The sequence below is a fragment of the Streptomyces sp. NPDC104106 genome, from assembly GCF_055584345.1.
Genome location: NZ_JBVJMF010000010.1, coordinates 16,602 through 33,934, shown reverse-complemented (window position 1 = coordinate 33,934; position 17,333 = coordinate 16,602). Strand labels below are relative to the sequence as shown.

The window sequence follows — 17,333 nt, the reverse complement described above, 5'->3', positions numbered from 1 at the left end:
GGAATCCCGCGGACGCCTCCCGTGTTTCACCAGCTGACGGTCCTCACAGCAGGCTGAAGGCGATGAGCAGCCGCGGGATCGCTACCATGGGGTTTCCGGAGCCTGACCGGGGGACCCGGATCGCGCACGAGGAGTCCTCTTGCCAGACGAGGCCCAGCCACTGACCGCCGCCAAGCCCGAGCCCGCCTCGGCGCCCGCGGCCAAGCCCGCGCCGAACGCGTCCGACGCGAAGAACGACACCCGCGGGCCGATCGAGCACGCCCAGTCCGCGCCCGTCGAGAAGGCTGCCGAGGCCTCCCGCCCCAAGCCCGCCCCCACCGTCGACCCGGCGCGCCCGGCGCAGCCCCCCGTGGTGCGTCAGCCCGCCGTCCAGCCCACGCGCACCGGCTCCTCCAACCGCGTCCGCGCCCGCCTGGCCCGCCTCGGCGTACAGCGGGCCAACCCCTACAACCCGGTCCTGGAGCCCCTGCTGCGGATAGTGCGCAGCAACGACCCCAAGATCGAGAACGCCACGCTGCGCCAGATCGAGCGCGCCTACCAGGTCGCCGAGCGCTGGCACCGCGGCCAGAAGCGCAAGAGCGGCGACCCGTACATCACGCACCCGCTCGCCGTCACCACCATCCTCGCCGAGCTGGGCATGGACCCGGCCACGCTGATGGCCGGCCTGCTGCACGACACCGTCGAGGACACCGAGTACGGCCTGGAGGACCTGCGCCGCGACTTCGGCGACGTGGTCGCGCTGCTCGTCGACGGCGTCACCAAGCTGGACAAGGTCAAGTTCGGCGAGGCCGCGCAGGCCGAGACCGTGCGCAAGATGGTCGTCGCCATGGCCAAGGACCCGCGCGTCCTGGTCATCAAGCTCGCCGACCGCCTGCACAACATGCGCACCATGCGCTATCTCAAGCGCGAGAAGCAGGAGAAGAAGGCGCGCGAGACCCTGGAGATCTACGCTCCGCTCGCCCACCGCCTCGGCATGAACACCATCAAGTGGGAGCTGGAGGACCTCGCCTTCGCGATCCTCTACCCCAAGATGTACGACGAGATCGTGCGGCTCGTCGCCGAGCGGGCACCCAAGCGGGACGAGTACCTCGCGATAGTGACCGACGAGGTCCAGTCCGACCTGCGCGCCGCCCGCATCAAGGCGACCGTCACCGGCCGCCCGAAGCACTACTACAGCGTCTACCAGAAGATGATCGTGCGCGGCCGTGACTTCGCGGAGATCTACGACCTGGTGGGCATCCGCGTCCTCGTGGACACCGTCCGCGACTGCTACGCCGCCCTCGGCACCGTGCACGCGCGATGGAACCCGGTCCCCGGCCGGTTCAAGGACTACATCGCGATGCCCAAGTTCAACATGTACCAGTCGCTGCACACGACGGTCATCGGGCCCAACGGCAAGCCGGTCGAGCTGCAGATCCGCACCTTCGACATGCACCGCCGCGCCGAGTACGGCATCGCCGCGCACTGGAAGTACAAGCAGGAGGCCGTCGCCGGCGCCTCCAAGGTCCGCACCGACGCGCCCAGGACGTCCGCGAAGGACAAGGACGCCATCAACGACATGGCGTGGCTGCGCCAGCTGCTGGACTGGCAGAAGGAGACCGAGGACCCGGGCGAGTTCCTGGAGTCCCTGCGCTTCGACCTGTCCCGCAACGAGGTCTTCGTCTTCACCCCGAAGGGCGACGTCATAGCGCTCCCGGCGGGTGCCACCCCCGTGGACTTCGCGTACGCCGTCCACACGGAGGTCGGCCACCGCACCATAGGGGCACGGGTCAACGGCCGGCTCGTACCGCTCGAGTCCACCCTGGACAACGGCGACCTGGTGGAGGTCTTCACCTCCAAGGCGCCCGGCGCCGGACCGTCCCGCGACTGGCTCGGTTTCGTCAAGTCGCCGCGCGCCCGCAACAAGATCCGGGCCTGGTTCTCCAAGGAGCGCCGCGACGAGGCGATCGAGCAGGGCAAGGACGCCATCGTGCGGGCCATGCGCAAGCAGAACCTGCCGATCCAGCGCATCCTCACCGGCGACTCCCTCGTCACCCTCGCGCACGAGATGCGCTACTCGGACATCTCCGCGCTGTACGCGGCGATCGGCGAGGGCCATGTCTCCGCGCAGAACATCGTCCAGAAGCTCGTCCAGGCCCTCGGCGGCGAGGAGGCGGCCACCGAGGAGATCGACGAGACGGTCCCGCCCTCCCGCAGCCGCGGCCGCAAGCGCCGCTCCAGCGCCGACCCGGGTGTCGTCGTCAAGGGCGTCGAGGACGTCTGGGTGAAGCTGGCCCGCTGCTGTACGCCGGTGCCCGGCGACCCGATCATCGGCTTCGTCACGCGCGGCAGCGGGGTGTCGGTGCACCGCAGCGACTGCGTGAACGTCGAGTCACTGTCCCGTGAGCCGGAGCGCATCCTCGACGTCGAGTGGGCGCCCACCCAGTCCTCGGTCTTCCTGGTGGCCATCCAGGTCGAGGCCCTGGACCGCTCCCGGCTGCTGTCGGACGTCACGCGCGTCCTGTCCGACCAGCACGTCAACATCCTCTCCGCGGCCGTCCAGACCTCCCGCGACCGCGTGGCCACCTCCCGGTTCACCTTCGAGATGGGCGACCCCAAGCACCTCGGCCACGTCCTGAAGGCCGTACGGGGCGTCGAGGGCGTCTACGACGTGTACCGCGTGACGTCGGGACGCTCGCGTTCGTGAGCAGGCATGTGGAAGGGCCCCGTACGCGCGTACGGGGCCCTTCCACATGTGGGTGGGTGGGGGTCAGCCGCCGAACTCCTGCAGGCCCTTCAGAGCCTGGTCCAGCAGCGCCTGGCGGCCCTCCAGCTCACGCTCCAGCTTCTCGGCCTTCGCGTTGTTGCCCTGACCGCGCGCCTGCTCGATCTGCGCCGTCAGCTTGTCAACGGCGGCCTGGAGCTGGCCGGTCAGGCCCTCGGCACGCGCGCGTGCCTCGGGGTTCGTCCGGCGCCACTCGGCCTCCTCGGCGTCCTGGATCGCCCGCTCCACCGCGTGCATCCGGCCCTCGACCTTCGGGCGGGCGTCGCGCGGGACGTGGCCGATGGCCTCCCAGCGCTCGTTGATCGAGCGGAAGGCGGCCCGCGTGGCCTTCAGGTCGCCGATCGGCAGGAGCTTCTCGGCCTCCTCGGCCAGCTCCTCCTTCAGCTTCAGGTTCTCCGTCTGCTCCGCGTCCCGCTCGGCGAACACCGAACTGCGGGCGGCGAAGAACACGTCCTGGGCGCCGCGGAAGCGGTTCCACAGGTCGTCCTCGTGCTCGCGCTGGGCGCGGCCCGCGGCCTTCCACTCCGCCATCAGCTCGCGGTAGCGGGCCGCCGTCGGACCCCAGTCCGTCGAACCGGACAGCGCCTCGGCCTCGGCGACCAGCCGCTCCTTGGTCTGGCGGGCCTCCTCGCGCTGCGCGTCCAGCTGCGCGAAGTGCGCCTTGCGCCGCTTGGAGAACGCCGAGCGCGCGTGCGAGAAGCGATGCCACAGCTCGTCGTCGGACTTGCGGTCCAGCCGCGGCAGACCCTTCCAGGTGTCCACCAGCGCCCGCAGCCGCTCACCGGCGGCCCGCCACTGGTCGGACTGCGCCAGCCGCTCGGCCTCGGTGACCAGGTCCTCCTTGGCCTTGCGGGCCTCGTCGGACTGCTTGGCCCGCTGCTGCTTGCGCTCCTCGCGGCGCGCCTCGACGGTCTCCACGAGCTTGTCCAGCCGCCCCCGCAGCGCGTCGAGATCACCGACCGCGTGGTGCGCGTCCACCTGCTCGCGCAGGTGGTCGATCGCGGCCTGGGCGTCCTTCGCCGACAGGTCGGTGGTCTGCACTCGCTTCTCAAGGAGGCCGATCTCGACAACCAGGCCCTCGTACTTGCGTTCGAAGTAGGCGAGCGCCTCCTCAGGGGAGCCGGCCGCCCAGGATCCGACGACCTGCTCGCCGTCGGCCGTACGCACGTACACGGTCCCCGTCTCGTCGACGCGGCCCCACGGGTCGCTGCTCACAGCGCCTCCATCCACATGATGCCTCCGGGGTGTCGCGCACCCCGGGCATCGTCCACAGTTTCGTCACGGCCAACATAGGCGACCGGCGGGTGGCCTGTCCGCATCCAGCGCGACCGAAATTCCGCAGCTGGCGGTCTCGGTGTTCACGACGGCGTCAGGACTTCGACACCGTCGCCTTGTTGATCACCACGGTGGCGTTCGGGGCCCCGTCGCCCTGCCCCGTGCTCTCGCCCGCCGCGGCGATCTTCTGCAGCACCTTCATGCCGGCCGCGTCGATCGTGCCGAACGGGGTGTAGCTGGGCGGCAGCGGGCTGTCCTTGTAGACGAGGAAGAACTGGCTGCCGCCGGTGTGCTTCTGGCCGGTGTTGGCCATCGCCACCGTGCCCGCCGGGTACGTGTTGCTCTTCAGGCTCTCGTCCTTCAGGTTCTCGTCCGGGAGCGTGTAGCCGGGACCGCCCATGCCGGTGCCCTGCGGGTCGCCGCACTGGAGCACGTAGATGCCGTTGGTGGTCAGGCGGTGGCACTTGGTGTGGTCGAAGAAGCCCTGGCCGGCCAGGAAGTCGAACGAGTTCACCGTGTGCGGGGCCGCCGCCGTCTTCAGCGCGATGCCGATGTCACCGCACGTCGTCGCCAGCTTCATCGTGTAGTTCGCCGACGTGTCGATCGTCATCGCCGGCTCCTTCTTCCAGCTCAGCTTCTTCACCGCGCCCGTGGCCGGCTTGGCGCACGGGTCCGCGGCCTTGGTCGGCGACGCGCTCGGCGTGACGTCGGCGGCTGCGTTCGTCTTCTTCTTGTCGTCGCTGCCCTTCAGCACATCGGTCGTGTACAGCGCCACACTGCCGATGACGATCACGCCCAGTACCGACGCGATCACGGAGTTGCGCAGGCGGGCCTTGCGCCGTGCCTGGGTACGCCGCTGCTGCTGCCGCAAGAACTTCTCCCGGGCGAGCTGACGCCGCCGCTGCTCCTGGCTGACCACCGGGTTCTCTCCTCATGCGTGTCGTGTGTCGACCGGTACGCGTGCGTGCTCGTGAGCCGACCGTTGCGTGTAGCCCCGTACCGTATATGGGTTCGCTGAGGAAACGGCAGCGCCGGTAGGCTCTGGACCACAGCTTGTGACCATCCCCGTCGACACACCGAAGGACGATCGTGCTCATTGCCGGGTTCCCCGCCGGGGCCTGGGGGACGAACTGCTACCTCGTCGCCCCCGCCCCCGGAGAGGAGTGCGTGATCATCGACCCCGGCCACCAGGCCGCCGAAGGCGTCGAGGAAGCACTGAAGAAGCATCGGCTCAAGCCTGTCGCCGTCGTCCTCACCCACGGCCACATCGACCACGTGGCGTCGGTCGTCCCGGTCTGCGGCGCGCACGACGTGCCCGCGTGGATCCACCCCGAGGACCGGTACATGATGAGCGACCCCGAGAAGGCGCTCGGCCGCTCCATCGGCGCGCCGCTCATGGGCGAGCTGACCGTGGGGGAGCCGGACGACGTCCGGGAGCTGACGAACGGCACCACCCTCGACCTGGCCGGCCTGCAGTTCTCCGTCGCGCACGCGCCGGGCCATACCAAGGGGTCGGTGACCTTCCGGATGCCCGAGACCGCCGACATCCCGGCGGTGTTCTTCTCCGGGGATCTGCTGTTCGCCGGCTCCATCGGACGTACCGACCTGCCGGGCGGGTCCATGGCGGACATGCTCGAGTCGCTGGCCCGCGTGTGCCTGCCGCTCGACGACTCCACCGTGGTGCTGTCCGGCCACGGCCCCCAGACGACCATCGGCCAGGAGCGCGCCGCCAACCCGTATCTGCGGCAGGTGGCCGTCGGCCAGGGAGCGGACGTGGACGCCGCTCCCCGACGAGGAATGTGACGAGAGAGCTTTCCGTGAGTACCTTCCAGGCCCCCAAGGGCACCTACGACCTGATCCCACCGGACTCCGCCAAGTACCTCGCGGTGCGCGAGGCGATCGCCGCTCCGCTGCGCGACTCGGGGTACGGCTACATCGAGACGCCCGGCTTCGAGAACGTCGAGCTGTTCGCGCGCGGTGTCGGGGAGTCCACCGACATCGTCACCAAGGAGATGTACGCCTTCGAGACCAAGGGCGGCGACAAGCTCGCCCTGCGCCCCGAGGGCACGGCCTCCGTGCTGCGCGCGGCCCTGGAGGCCAACCTGCACAAGTCGGGCAACCTCCCGGTCAAGCTCTGGTACTCCGGCTCGTACTACCGCTACGAGCGCCCGCAGAAGGGCCGCTACCGGCACTTCTCCCAGGTCGGCGCGGAGGCGCTCGGTGTGGAGGACCCGGCGGTCGACGCCGAGCTGATCATCCTGGCCCACCAGGCGTACCGCTCGCTGGGCCTGCGCGACTTCCGCATCCTGCTCAACAGCCTGGGCGACAAGGAGTGCCGGCCGGTGTACCGGGCCGCGCTCCAGGACTTCCTGCGCGACCTCGACCTCGACGAGGACACCATGCGCCGCGCGCAGATCAATCCGCTGCGCGTCCTGGACGACAAGCGCGAGTCGGTGCAGAAGCAGCTCACGGGCGCGCCGCTGCTGCGGGACTACCTGTGCGACGGCTGCAAGGCCTACCACGAGGAGGTCCGCGAGCTGCTGACCGCGGCGGGCGTGGCCTTCGAGGACGACCCGAAGCTGGTGCGCGGCCTGGACTACTACACCCGGACCACCTTCGAGTTCGTGCACGACGGTCTGGGCTCGCAGTCCGCGGTGGGCGGCGGCGGCCGCTACGACGGCCTGTCCGAGATGATCGGCGGCCCGGCGCTGCCCTCGGTCGGCTGGGCCCTCGGCGTCGACCGCACGGTCCTCGCCCTGGAGGCGGAGGGCGTCGAACTGGACCTGCCGTCCACCACGTCGGTCTACGCCGTCCCGCTCGGCGACGAGGCCCGCCGCCTGCTGTTCGCCAAGGTCACCGAGCTGCGCAAGGCCGGCATCGCGGCGGACTTCGCGTACGGCGGCAAGGGGCTGAAGGGCGCCATGAAGAACGCCAACCGCAGTGGCGCCCGCTACGCCCTGGTGGCCGGCGAGCGCGACCTCGCCGACGGCGTCGTCCAGCTCAAGGACATGGAGTCCGGCGAGCAGACGGCGATCCCGGTGACCGACGTCCTGACGGAACTGCGGTCCCGCCTCGGCTAGTCCGCGATTGCGCGCACAGGGCGCCGGGCCTCCCGGCGCCCTCCTCACTGCCCCGGCAAGCCGTACCGCATCGCGCTCCTCTGTCCGGTGTGCGGCCGCCGCCGCGCGGGCTGCCGGCCGGTCGCCGCGTTCGGGCAGCGGTCGGCCACCAGCGGCAGCTCCCGGGCCGCCGATCATCACGCCGAGCGCCACGTCCAGGCGCCGCCGCCGGCCACCGGACAGGCCCTTGATCCGGCTGTCCGCCTTCGCGTCCAGGCCGACGAGGCCGATGACCTCGCCCGGGTCGCGGGGCCGCGGGTAGTAGCGGGCGAAGTGCGTACGCTCTCGCGGACCGTCAACTCGGCGGGCGTCGATTCGTCCTGCCAGACGTTTCCCCCCGGGATCGCCACGCGCGCGTACCTGCCGCCGGGGCCGTGCCGAGGACGGACACGTCGGCCCCGCCCCGGGTCCGGTCGCCCTGGCGGATCTCCACCGTGGTGCTCTTGCCCGCGCCATCGGGTCCGAGCAGGCCGAACACCCTCACCGCGCTGAATGCCGAGATCGAGACCGTCGAGCGCGGTCATGCCCCCCGTACCGCTTGCGCAGCCCCGAGGCCCATCGCCCGTTCGTTCGCGTGTGCTGTCATGCCCCCGAGCCTCGGCCGGAACGGAACGGTCCGTGACCAACGTGCCTGCCTCTTTATGTCCATCGAACGGTGCACACACGCGCGCGTGCGGCACAATGGCCCGTGCCCGAAGATGGTCCAATTCTCAAGTGACGGAATCGGCGTGAGATGAGCAAGACGACAGTGAAAGACGTCTCCACGGAGCCCGGTCCCGAGCGTGCCGCCGACGCCCCGCGCGTGGTGGGCGGCAGCCGCGCCTTCGCTCTCATGCTGATGATCACCGGCGCGGCCGGACTGCTGGCGTCCTGGGTCATCACGCTCGACAAGAACAAGATCCTCGAAGCGAAGATCGCGGGGAAGACGTTCACACCGGGCTGCAGCGTCAACCCGATCGTGTCCTGCGGCAGCGTCATGGAGAGCAAGCAGGCGGCGGCCTTCGGCTTCCCGAACCCCTGGCTCGGCCTGGTCTGCTACGGCATCGTCGTCTGTGTCGGCATGAGCCTGCTGGTCCGCGCCCGCTTCCCGCGCTGGTACTGGCTCACCTTCAACTTCGGCACGCTCTTCGGTGTCTGCTTCGTCACCTGGCTGCAGTTCCAGTCCCTGTACCGGATCAACGCCCTGTGCCTGTGGTGCTCGCTGGCCTGGGTCGCCACGATCACCATGTTCTGGTACGTGACCTCGGCCAACGTCCGCAGCGGCTTCCTGCCGGCGCCGGGCTGGCTGAAGCGGTTCCTCGCCGAGTTCACCTGGGTCATCCCGGTCACCCACTGCGGCGTCATCGCGATGCTGATCCTCACCCGCTGGGGCAGCCAGCTCTGGGCCTGACCCACGCACGGGGCCGCGTTGTCAGTGCGGTGTCTTAGGGTTTCAGCGTGGAACCCGACCTCTTCACCGCCGCAGCAGACGAACGCCAGGAGAAGGACCCGGCAGGCAGCCCCTTGGCAGTGCGCATGCGCCCGCGCACCCTCGACGAGGTCGTGGGCCAGCAGCATCTGCTGAAGCCCGGCTCACCCTTGCGCCGGCTGGTCGGCGAGGGCTCCGGCGGCCCCGCCGGACCCTCCTCGGTGATCCTCTGGGGCCCGCCCGGTACCGGCAAGACGACGCTCGCCTACGTCGTCTCCAAGGCGACGAACAAGCGGTTCGTGGAGCTGTCCGCCATCACCGCGGGCGTCAAGGAGGTCCGCGCGGTCATCGACGGCGCCCGCCGCGCCACCGGCGGCTTCGGCAAGGAAACCGTCCTCTTCCTGGACGAGATCCACCGCTTCAGCAAGGCCCAGCAGGACTCTCTGCTCCCCGCCGTCGAGAACCGCTGGGTGACGCTGATCGCGGCCACGACGGAGAACCCGTACTTCTCGGTGATCTCCCCCCTGCTCTCCCGCTCCCTCCTGCTCACCCTCGAACCGCTCACGGACCACGACATCCGGGGCCTGCTGCAGCGCGCCCTGAGCGACGAGCGCGGCCTGAAGGACGCCGTCGGCCTGCCCGACGACACCGCGGAGCACCTGCTGCGCATCGCCGGCGGCGACGCCCGCCGTGCCCTGACCGCCCTGGAGGCCGCCGCCGGCGCCGCGCTGGACAAGGGCGAGCGCGAGATCAGCCTCCAGACCCTGGAGCAGACGGTCGACCGGGCCGCCGTGAAGTACGACCGCGACGGCGACCAGCACTACGACGTCGCCAGCGCCCTGATCAAGTCCATCCGGGGCTCGGACGTCGACGCCGCCCTGCACTACCTGGCCCGCATGATCGAGGCCGGCGAGGACCCCCGCTTCATCGCCCGCCGCCTGATGATCTCCGCGAGCGAGGACATCGGCCTGGCCGACCCCAACGCCCTGCCGATCGCGGTCGCCGCCGCCCAGGCCGTCGCCATGATCGGCTTCCCCGAGGCGGCCCTCACCCTCAGCCACGCCACCATCGCCCTCGCCCTCGCCCCCAAGTCGAACGCGGCGACCACCGCGATCGGCGCCGCTCTGGAGGACGTCCGGGGGGGCCTGGCCGGCCCGGTCCCGCCGCATCTGCGCGACGGGCACTACAAGGGCGCGGCCAAGCTCGGCCACGCCCAGGGCTACGTGTACCCCCACGACCTGCCCGAGGGCATCGCCGAGCAGCAGTACGCGCCGGACGCGCTGAAGGACCGCGAGTACTACACCCCGAGCCGGCACGGCGCCGAGGCCCGCTACGCCGACGCGGTCGAGTGGACCAGGAAGCACCTCGGTCGCAAGCGCTCCTGAGCACCCTGTAGACTGCCCCGAAGTGCTGAGTCCCGCGCTGTCAGAGCGGGACAGCCAGCCGGAGACCCGGTCCCGCGCGGACCGGCTCCAGGAGCGTCGCGCACCGTCGATCGGTGTCGCGGGCAGCCCACCACCCCTCGGATTCCCGGGACGGGTCGGTGGGCCACTCGCGTGCTGCACGTATGTGCCCAGACCAGGGAAGCGGCTGCCCGGCAGGTCCCCCCGGGGTCCGGCGGGTTTTCCCGGCTGCGGATGCGACCTCCCTCAACCCTGACGAGCCGAACACTACGAAAGAGACGAAAGACAGTGGCGAACCAGTCCCGCCCCAAGGTCAAGAAGTCGCGTGCCCTCGGCATCGCGCTGACCCCGAAGGCCGTCAAGTACTTCGAGGCCCGCCCCTACCCGCCGGGTGAGCACGGCCGCGGCCGCAAGCAGAACTCGGACTACAAGGTCCGTCTGCTGGAGAAGCAGCGTCTGCGCGCGCAGTACGACGTGTCCGAGCGCCAGCTCGTCCGCGCCTACGAGCGTGCCTCCAAGGTCCAGGGCAAGACCGGTGAGGCCCTGATCATCGAGCTGGAGCGCCGCCTCGACGCCCTGGTCCTGCGTTCGGGCATCGCCCGCACCATCTACCAGGCCCGTCAGATGGTCGTCCACGGCCACATCCAGGTCAACGGTCAGAAGGTCGACAAGCCGTCCTTCCGTGTCCGTCCGGACGACGTCGTGCAGGTCCGCGACCGCTCCAAGGAGAAGACGCTCTTCACGATCGCCCGTGAGGGTGGCTTCGCCCCCGAGGGCGAGACCCCGCGCTACCTCCAGGTGAACCTCAAGGCCCTGGCGTTCCGCCTGGACCGCGAGCCGAACCGCAAGGAGATCCCGGTGATCTGCGACGAGCAGCTCGTCGTCGAGTACTACGCCCGCTGACCCCAGCCCCGGCGTACCACCTCAGCCCGCCGTCTCCCCACCCGGTCCAGCCGGGCGGGCGAGGCGGCGGGTTCGCGTGTGCGCCCCGGCGTTCCCCCGGGGCGCGTCAGCTACGCGTGGAGTCGGCGGCCTCCGCGCGGTTCCCGGTCCTGCCGTCTTCGCCGCCGCCGTCCTGCGCCACCGGCCCCCGCGGAGCCGGCAGCCTGTCCAGCGGCCGTGACCGCGCAGGCCCCAGTGCCCGGGCCACGGCCTGCGCGCGCTCCAGCCGGCGCCCTTCCCGCACGCGCTGCTCGTACCGCGCGTCCCCGAGCGTCTGCCGGGCCAGCGCCTCGCAGCGCTCGTGCGGGGCGTTGTAGTAGGCCGAGCCGAACAGCGGCAGCCCCACCGACGGCCACAGCCGCGCCGCCGCGCCCTGGAGCAGCGCAGCCTCCGCCGCGTCGCCCTCGGCCGCCGTGACCAGCGCCAGCAGTTCCAGGGACAGCACCTCCGCGAGCAGATCGCGAAAGGCGTGCGCATGGCCGAGGCAGTCCGACAGCAGCTCCCGCGCGCGGGCGTACGCGCCGTCCTGCCAGGCCGCGTACGCCAGCACGTACAGCGCGTACGACCGCGCCCAGCGCTCCCCGTGGTCCTCGCACACCTGCCACGCGTCCTCGCACAGACGCACCGCGTCCGGCAGGTCTCCCTGGAAGGCCCGGGTCATCGCCAGCTCGACCTGACCCATCAGGACATTGCTGTTCAGCTCGCCGATCTCCTGGTAGCGCTCCAGCGCCGAGCGCAGCAGCGTTTCTGCGCGCGCCATGTCGTCGCTGACCAGGGCGAGACAACCGGTGCGGTGCTCGGCGTACGCCACCGCCGTCGCGTCCGCCGCACGCTCCGCCTGCTCCCGGCACTCGCGCAGCGCCGCCAGCGCCGGCACGGTGTCACCCTGCAGGATCGCCACGTAGCCGAGCACCCACAGCGCCTTCAGCCGGGACTGCTCGTACTCCGTCTCCAGCTCCACGCTGCGCTCCAGCCAGCGCCGCCCCTCCGCGAGCCGCCCGCAGCCGACCCAGCAGAACCACAGCGACCCGGCCAGGCACTGTCCGAGGTGCGCCTCCTCCTGTTCGGCCAGCGAGAACTCCAGCGCGGCCCGCAGGTTCGGCAGCTCGGCCTCGACCCGCTCGGCGATCTCGTGCTGGCGGGGCGAGAACCAGTCCAGCTCGCACCAGGTCGCCAGGCCCAGGTACCAGTCCCGGTGCCGCCTGCGCAGCCGGCCCGCGTCCCCGGCCGCCTCCAACCAGTCGGCGCCGTAGGCACGCACGGTGTCCAGCATCCGGTAGCGCGGGCCGGCCGGGGTGTCCTCGCGGGTGACGACGGACTGGGCCAGCAGCTCCGCGAGCACGTCGAGGACCTCCTCGGCGGGCAGTCCGTCCCCGCTGCACACGTACTCGGCCGCCTCCAGGTCGAAGGTCTGCGCGAACACCGACAGCCGCGCCCACAGCAGCCGTTCGGCCGGCGTGCACAGCTCGTGGCTCCAGCCGATCGCCGTGCGCAGCGTCTGGTGCCGGGCGGGCGGCCCGCCGGGCACCGGGCGCGCGGCGTCGCCCCGGGCGCCCGCGACCAGCAGCCGGAACCGGTCGTCCAGCCGTCGCACCAGCTGCGCCGGGGACAGCGCCCGCGTCCGCCCGGCGGCCAGCTCCAGGGCGAGCGGGATCCCCTCCAGCCGGCGGCACAGCTCGCGCACGTCGGGCCCGTCGGACACCGCCAGCCCCTGCTCCCGCGCCCGGTCGGTGAACAGCGCCACCGCGTCGTCCTCGCCGAGCGGCGCCAGCGGGAAGAGCCGCTCGCCCGCCAGCCCCAGCGGGCGCCGGCCCACCGCCAGCACGCTCAGCTCCGGCAGCCGGCGCAGCAGCTCCGCCGTCAGTTCGGCACAGGCCTCGACGAGGTGCTCGAACCCGTCCAGCACCAGCAGCACCGGGCGGCCCGCGAGTTGCTCCAGCAGCGTCTCCCGCGGCAGCCGGGTGGTGTGGTCGGTCAGGCCGAGCGCCTCCACCACCGCGTACTCCACGATCTTCGGATCGCGCACCGCCGCCAGCTCCACCCGCGCGGACCCGGGCCCCCACCTCGCGGCGGCCCGCGCGGCGAGCCGGGACTTCCCGACCCCGCCGAGCCCGGTCACGGTCACCAGCCGCGCCTCGCCGAGCGCCGCCGCGAGCGCGGCCAGCTCGGCCGAGCGCCCGACGAAGGACGTCAGTTCCAGGGGCGGATCGCCGTGCGGGAAAGGGACCGGGCGCTGAGGACGTCGCATGGGACACGGAGCGTACTGAAGTGTGTTCAGTGCGTACAATCGCTTCCCGCAACTCCGTCCCCGCCGCCGGGTAATCCGGTACGGAGCCCCGGCCACGGCGCGATAGGCTCGGCACACGACTTTTTCGATGCTCAGGCACGTTTCAGGGAGCGGGTGCGCACAGTGTCCGGTGGAGAGGTGGCCGGGATCCTGGTGGCCGTCTTCTGGGCGATCCTGGTCTCCTTCCTCGCGGTGGCTCTCGCGAGGCTGGCCCAGACGCTCAAGGCGACCACCAAGCTCGTGGCGGACGTGACCGACCAGGCCGTCCCGCTGCTCGCCGACGCCTCCCAGGCGGTGCGCTCCGCGCAGACCCAGATCGACCGCGTCGACGCGATCGCCTCGGACGTCCAGGAGGTCACGTCGAACGCCTCCGCGCTGTCCACCACCGTCGCCTCCACCTTCGGCGGCCCACTGGTGAAGGTGGCGGCCTTCGGCTACGGCGTGCGCCGGGCGCTGGGCGGCCGCAAGGAGGACGTGCCCGCGAAGGCGCCCCGGCGTACGGTGATCGTGGGCCGCACGGTCCCCGCCGCGCGACGCAAGCGGAAGTAAGGACAGAGACCGAGCGATGTTCCGCCGTACGTTCTGGTTCACCACGGGCGTCGCCGCCGGTGTGTGGGCGACCACCAAGGTCAACCGCAAGCTGAAGCAGCTGACCCCCGAGAGCCTCGCCGTCAGCGCGGCGAACAAGGCCGTGGAGACCGGTCAGCGCCTGAAGGACCGCGCGGTGGGCTTCGCGCTCGACGTCCGCGACAACATGGCCGCACGGGAGGCCGAGCTGGAGGAGGCCCTGGGGATCCACGAGAACCCCGAACTCCCCGCACCCCGCCGGTTCGCCGCCATCGAGACGAACCGGAGCACCGACCGCAGCACACCGAAGCACATCGAAACCGTGATTTCTTCGCAGTCGAAGCACTCGTACAACCGGAATGAGGACCACTGATGGAGTCGGCTGAGATCCGCCGCCGCTGGCTGAGCTTCTTCGAGGAGCGCGGGCACACCGTCGTGCCTTCGGCGTCGCTCATCGCGGACGACCCGACTCTGCTCCTCGTCCCCGCCGGCATGGTGCCCTTCAAGCCCTACTTCCTGGGCGAGGTCAAGCCGCCGTTCCCGCGCGCCACCAGCGTGCAGAAGTGCGTGCGCACACCCGACATCGAAGAGGTCGGCAAGACCACGCGCCACGGCACGTTCTTCCAGATGTGCGGCAACTTCTCCTTCGGCGACTACTTCAAGGAAGGCGCCATCACCTACGCCTGGGAGCTGCTCACCACGCCCCAGGACAAGGGTGGTTACGGCCTGGAGCCGGAGCGCCTGTGGATCACCGTCTACCAGGACGACGACGAGGCCGAGCGCATCTGGCACGAGGTCGTCGGCGTGCCGAAGGAGCGCATCCAGCGCCTCGGCATGAAGGACAACTACTGGTCCATGGGCGTGCCCGGCCCGTGCGGCCCCTGCTCCGAGATCAACTACGACCGCGGCCCCGAGTTCGGCGTCGAGGGCGGCCCCGCCGTCAACGACGAGCGGTACGTGGAGATCTGGAACCTCGTCTTCATGCAGTACGAGCGCGGCGAGGGCATCGGCAAGGACAACTTCGAGATCCTCGGGGAACTGCCGAGCAAGAACATCGACACGGGCCTCGGCCTGGAGCGGCTCGCCATGATTCTGCAGGGCGTGCAGAACATGTACGAGATCGACACCTCCATGGCCGTCATCGACAAGGCCACCGAGCTGACCGGCGTGGCCTACGGCGACGCCCACGACTCGGACGTCTCCCTGCGCGTGGTCACCGACCACATGCGCACGTCCGTGATGCTCATCGGCGACGGCGTCACCCCCGGCAACGAGGGCCGCGGCTACGTCCTGCGCCGCATCATGCGCCGCGCCATCCGCAACATGCGCCTGCTCGGCGCCACCGGTCCGGTCGTCAAGGACCTGATCGACACCGTGATCGGCATGATGGGCCGGCAGTACCCCGAGCTGATCACCGACCGCGAGCGCATCGAGAAGGTCGCCCTCGCCGAGGAGAACGCCTTCCTCAAGACGCTGAAGGCCGGCACCAACATCCTCGACACCGCCGTCACCGAGACCAAGCAGTCCGGCGGCGTGGTCCTCTCCGGTGAGAAGGCCTTCCTGCTCCACGACACCTGGGGCTTCCCGATCGACCTCACCCTCGAAATGGCCGCCGAACAGGGCCTTTCCGTGGACGAGGAAGGCTTCCGCCGCCTGATGAAGGAGCAGCGGGAGCGCGCCAAGGCCGACGCCCAGGCCAAGAAGACCGGGCACGCCGACATGGGCGCCTACCGGGAGATCGCCGACAACGCCGGCGAGACCGACTTCATCGGGTACACCTCCACCGAGGGCGAGTCCACGATCGTCGGCATCCTGGTCGACGGCATCTCCTCGCCGGCCGCCACCGAGGGCGACGAGGTCGAGATCGTCCTCGACCGTACCCCGTTCTACGCCGAGGGCGGCGGCCAGATCGGCGACACCGGCCGGATCAAGGTCGACTCCGGTGCCGTCATCGAGGTCCGCGACTGCCAGAAGCCGGTCCCTGGGGTGTACGTCCACAAGGGCGTCGTCCAGGTCGGCGAGGTGACCATCGGCGACAAGGCCCACGCCTCGATCGACGCCCGCCGCCGCAAGGCCATCGCCCGCGCCCACTCGGCCACGCACCTGACCCACCAGGCCCTGCGCGACGCCCTCGGTCCGACGGCCGCCCAGGCCGGTTCCGAGAACCAGCCCGGCCGTTTCCGCTTCGACTTCGGCTCCCCGTCCGCCGTGCCCACGGCCGTGATGTCCGACGTCGAGCAGAAGATCAACGAGGTGCTCGCCCGCGATCTCGAGGTGCGCGCCGAGGTCATGGGCATCGACGACGCCAAGAAGCAGGGCGCCATCGCCGAGTTCGGCGAGAAGTACGGCGAGCGGGTCCGCGTCGTGACCATCGGCGACTTCTCCAAGGAGCTGTGCGGCGGCACCCACGTGCACAACACCGCCCAGCTGGGCCTGGTGAAGCTGCTCGGCGAGTCCTCCATCGGCTCGGGCGTGCGCCGTATCGAGGCCCTGGTCGGCGTGGACGCCTACCACTTCCTGGCCCGGGAGCACACGGTCGTCAACCAGCTGACCGAGCTGCTCAAGGGCCGCCCGGAGGAGCTGCCGGAGAAGGTCTCCTCGATGCTCGGCAAGCTGAAGGACGCCGAGAAGGAGATCGAGAAGTTCCGCGCCGAGAAGGTGCTGCAGGCCGCCGCCGGTCTCGCCGAGTCCGCCAAGGACGTGCGCGGTGTGGCCGTCGTCACCGGTCAGGTCCCGGACGGCACCACGCCGGACGACCTGCGCAAGCTGGTCCTCGACGTGCGTGGCCGCATCCAGGGCGGACGGGCCGCGGTCGTGGCCCTCTTCACGGTCAACAACGGCAAGCCGCTCACGGTGATCGCCACCAACGAGGCCGCCCGCGAGCGCGGCCTCAAGGCCGGTGACCTGGTCCGCACCGCCGCCAAGACCCTCGGCGGCGGCGGTGGTGGCAAGCCGGACGTCGCCCAGGGCGGCGGTCAGAACCCGGCCGCCGTCGGCGAGGCCGTCGAGGCCGTCGAGCGTCTCGTCGCCGACACCGCCAAGTGACGGCGAAACCGACGGCGAAGTAAGGAAACGGTCGGAAATGCGCAGAGGACGTCGACTTGCGATCGACGTCGGGGACGCCCGGATCGGGGTCGCCTCGTGCGACCCCGACGGAATCCTCGCCACCCCGGTGGAGACGGTCCCCGGCCGGGACATCCCCGCCGCCCACCGTCGGCTGCGACACCTGGTGGAGGAGTACGAACCGATCGAGGTCGTCGTCGGACTCCCTCGCTCCCTCGCGGGGGGCGAGGGCCCGGCCGCCGTCAAGGTCCGTGCCTTCGCCCAGGAACTGGCCAAGGGCATCGCACCGGTGCCGGTCCGCCTCGTGGACGAGCGGATGACGACCGTGACGGCCAGCCAGGGACTGCGCGCCTCGGGGGTGAAGTCGAAGAAGGGACGCTCGGTCATCGACCAGGCCGCCGCCGTCATCATCCTGCAGCAGGCCCTGGAATCCGAACGGGTGTCAGGTAAAGCACCCGGCGAGGGCGTCGAAGTGGTCATCTGATCGCGATACGGTAACGTTCCG

13 protein-coding genes and 1 pseudogene are annotated in these 17,333 nt (G+C 70.8%); 10 read left to right on the top strand and 4 right to left on the bottom strand.

Annotated features, from left to right (window positions below; translation table 11 throughout):
* Positions 1 to 139: 139 nt before the first annotated feature.
* Positions 140 to 2,686: a RelA/SpoT family protein gene (locus ACZ60X_RS23505; RefSeq protein ID WP_469601694.1), complete on the top strand. Its 2,547-nt coding sequence runs from the start codon at positions 140 to 142 to the stop codon at positions 2,684 to 2,686.
* A gap of 63 nt (positions 2,687 to 2,749) precedes the next feature.
* Here the strand turns inward: ACZ60X_RS23505 and ACZ60X_RS23500 are convergent, their stop codons facing one another.
* Positions 2,750 to 3,979 (bottom strand): DUF349 domain-containing protein, encoded by a 1,230-nt coding sequence (locus ACZ60X_RS23500; protein WP_469601692.1) that lies wholly within the window; start codon positions 3,977 to 3,979, stop codon positions 2,750 to 2,752.
* 154 nt (positions 3,980 to 4,133) lie between these two features.
* Positions 4,134 to 4,958: a peptidylprolyl isomerase gene (locus ACZ60X_RS23495; RefSeq protein ID WP_469601689.1), complete on the bottom strand. Its 825-nt coding sequence runs from the start codon at positions 4,956 to 4,958 to the stop codon at positions 4,134 to 4,136.
* A 170-nt stretch (positions 4,959 to 5,128) separates the two neighbouring features.
* Between ACZ60X_RS23495 and ACZ60X_RS23490 the strand changes: the two genes are divergently transcribed.
* Together ACZ60X_RS23490 and hisS are read left to right on the top strand one after the other, a co-directional pair.
* On the top strand, positions 5,129 to 5,842 hold the full coding sequence (locus ACZ60X_RS23490) for an MBL fold metallo-hydrolase (RefSeq protein WP_469601686.1): 714 nt from the start codon (positions 5,129 to 5,131) through the stop codon (positions 5,840 to 5,842).
* 14 nt (positions 5,843 to 5,856) lie between these two features.
* On the top strand, positions 5,857 to 7,119 hold the full coding sequence (hisS, locus tag ACZ60X_RS23485; RefSeq protein ID WP_469601683.1) for a histidine--tRNA ligase: 1,263 nt from the start codon (positions 5,857 to 5,859) through the stop codon (positions 7,117 to 7,119).
* 105 nt (positions 7,120 to 7,224) lie between these two features.
* On the opposite strand, the pseudogene ACZ60X_RS23480 reads toward hisS, so the two are convergent.
* Positions 7,225 to 7,744, bottom strand: a pseudogene (locus ACZ60X_RS23480) (ATP-binding cassette domain-containing protein); the annotation flags it as partial.
* Positions 7,745 to 7,891: 147 nt separating this feature from the next.
* Between ACZ60X_RS23480 and ACZ60X_RS23475 the strand changes: the two are divergent.
* The 3 genes from ACZ60X_RS23475 (at position 7,892) to rpsD (ending at position 10,872) form a co-directional block, all read left to right on the top strand.
* Positions 7,892 to 8,548: a vitamin K epoxide reductase family protein gene (locus ACZ60X_RS23475; protein ID WP_469601681.1), complete on the top strand. Its 657-nt coding sequence runs from the start codon at positions 7,892 to 7,894 to the stop codon at positions 8,546 to 8,548.
* 47 nt (positions 8,549 to 8,595) lie between these two features.
* Complete coding sequence (locus ACZ60X_RS23470; RefSeq protein ID WP_469601678.1) at positions 8,596 to 9,951, top strand: replication-associated recombination protein A; 1,356 nt, start codon at positions 8,596 to 8,598, stop codon at positions 9,949 to 9,951.
* A 306-nt stretch (positions 9,952 to 10,257) separates the two neighbouring features.
* Complete coding sequence (gene rpsD / locus ACZ60X_RS23465; RefSeq protein WP_018570215.1) at positions 10,258 to 10,872, top strand: 30S ribosomal protein S4; 615 nt, start codon at positions 10,258 to 10,260, stop codon at positions 10,870 to 10,872.
* A gap of 106 nt (positions 10,873 to 10,978) precedes the next feature.
* On the opposite strand, the gene ACZ60X_RS23460 is transcribed toward rpsD, so the two are convergent.
* Positions 10,979 to 13,159, bottom strand: coding sequence for an ATP-binding protein (locus tag ACZ60X_RS23460; protein WP_469601674.1), 2,181 nt, complete (start codon positions 13,157 to 13,159; stop codon positions 10,979 to 10,981).
* A gap of 153 nt (positions 13,160 to 13,312) precedes the next feature.
* On the opposite strand from ACZ60X_RS23460, the gene ACZ60X_RS23455 reads away from it, so the two are divergent.
* From ACZ60X_RS23455 to ruvX, 4 genes are read left to right on the top strand one after another with little or no spacing between them, the layout of a single operon-like run.
* The gene (locus ACZ60X_RS23455) at positions 13,313 to 13,747 is read left to right on the top strand and encodes a DUF948 domain-containing protein (protein WP_209438828.1); all 435 of its coding nucleotides are present in this window, start codon (positions 13,313 to 13,315) and stop codon (positions 13,745 to 13,747) included.
* A 16-nt stretch (positions 13,748 to 13,763) separates the two neighbouring features.
* Positions 13,764 to 14,138 (top strand): hypothetical protein, encoded by a 375-nt coding sequence (locus ACZ60X_RS23450; RefSeq protein ID WP_469601671.1) that lies wholly within the window; start codon positions 13,764 to 13,766, stop codon positions 14,136 to 14,138.
* Positions 14,138 to 16,810 carry an alanine--tRNA ligase gene (gene alaS, locus ACZ60X_RS23445; RefSeq protein WP_469601669.1) on the top strand — a complete coding sequence of 891 codons (2,673 nt, stop codon included), beginning with the start codon at positions 14,138 to 14,140 and terminating at the stop codon, positions 16,808 to 16,810. The genes ACZ60X_RS23450 and alaS overlap by 1 nt, the downstream gene beginning before the upstream one ends.
* A 37-nt stretch (positions 16,811 to 16,847) precedes the next feature.
* Positions 16,848 to 17,312, top strand: coding sequence for a Holliday junction resolvase RuvX (gene ruvX, locus ACZ60X_RS23440; protein WP_469601666.1), 465 nt, complete (start codon positions 16,848 to 16,850; stop codon positions 17,310 to 17,312).
* Positions 17,313 to 17,333 lie beyond the last annotated feature (21 nt).

What these genes read in the sequence shown, in the direction of transcription:
- ACZ60X_RS23475 (WP_469601681.1), top strand. Translation starts at nt 7,892, where the DNA reads ATGAGCAAGACGACAGTGAAAGACGTCTCCACGGAGCCCGGTCCCGAG.
- ACZ60X_RS23460 (WP_469601674.1), bottom strand. Translation starts at nt 13,159, where the DNA reads ATGCGACGTCCTCAGCGCCCGGTCCCTTTCCCGCACGGCGATCCGCCC.
- ACZ60X_RS23450 (WP_469601671.1), top strand. Translation starts at nt 13,764, where the DNA reads ATGTTCCGCCGTACGTTCTGGTTCACCACGGGCGTCGCCGCCGGTGTG.
- alaS (WP_469601669.1), top strand. Translation starts at nt 14,138, where the DNA reads ATGGAGTCGGCTGAGATCCGCCGCCGCTGGCTGAGCTTCTTCGAGGAG.
- ruvX (WP_469601666.1), top strand. Translation starts at nt 16,848, where the DNA reads ATGCGCAGAGGACGTCGACTTGCGATCGACGTCGGGGACGCCCGGATC.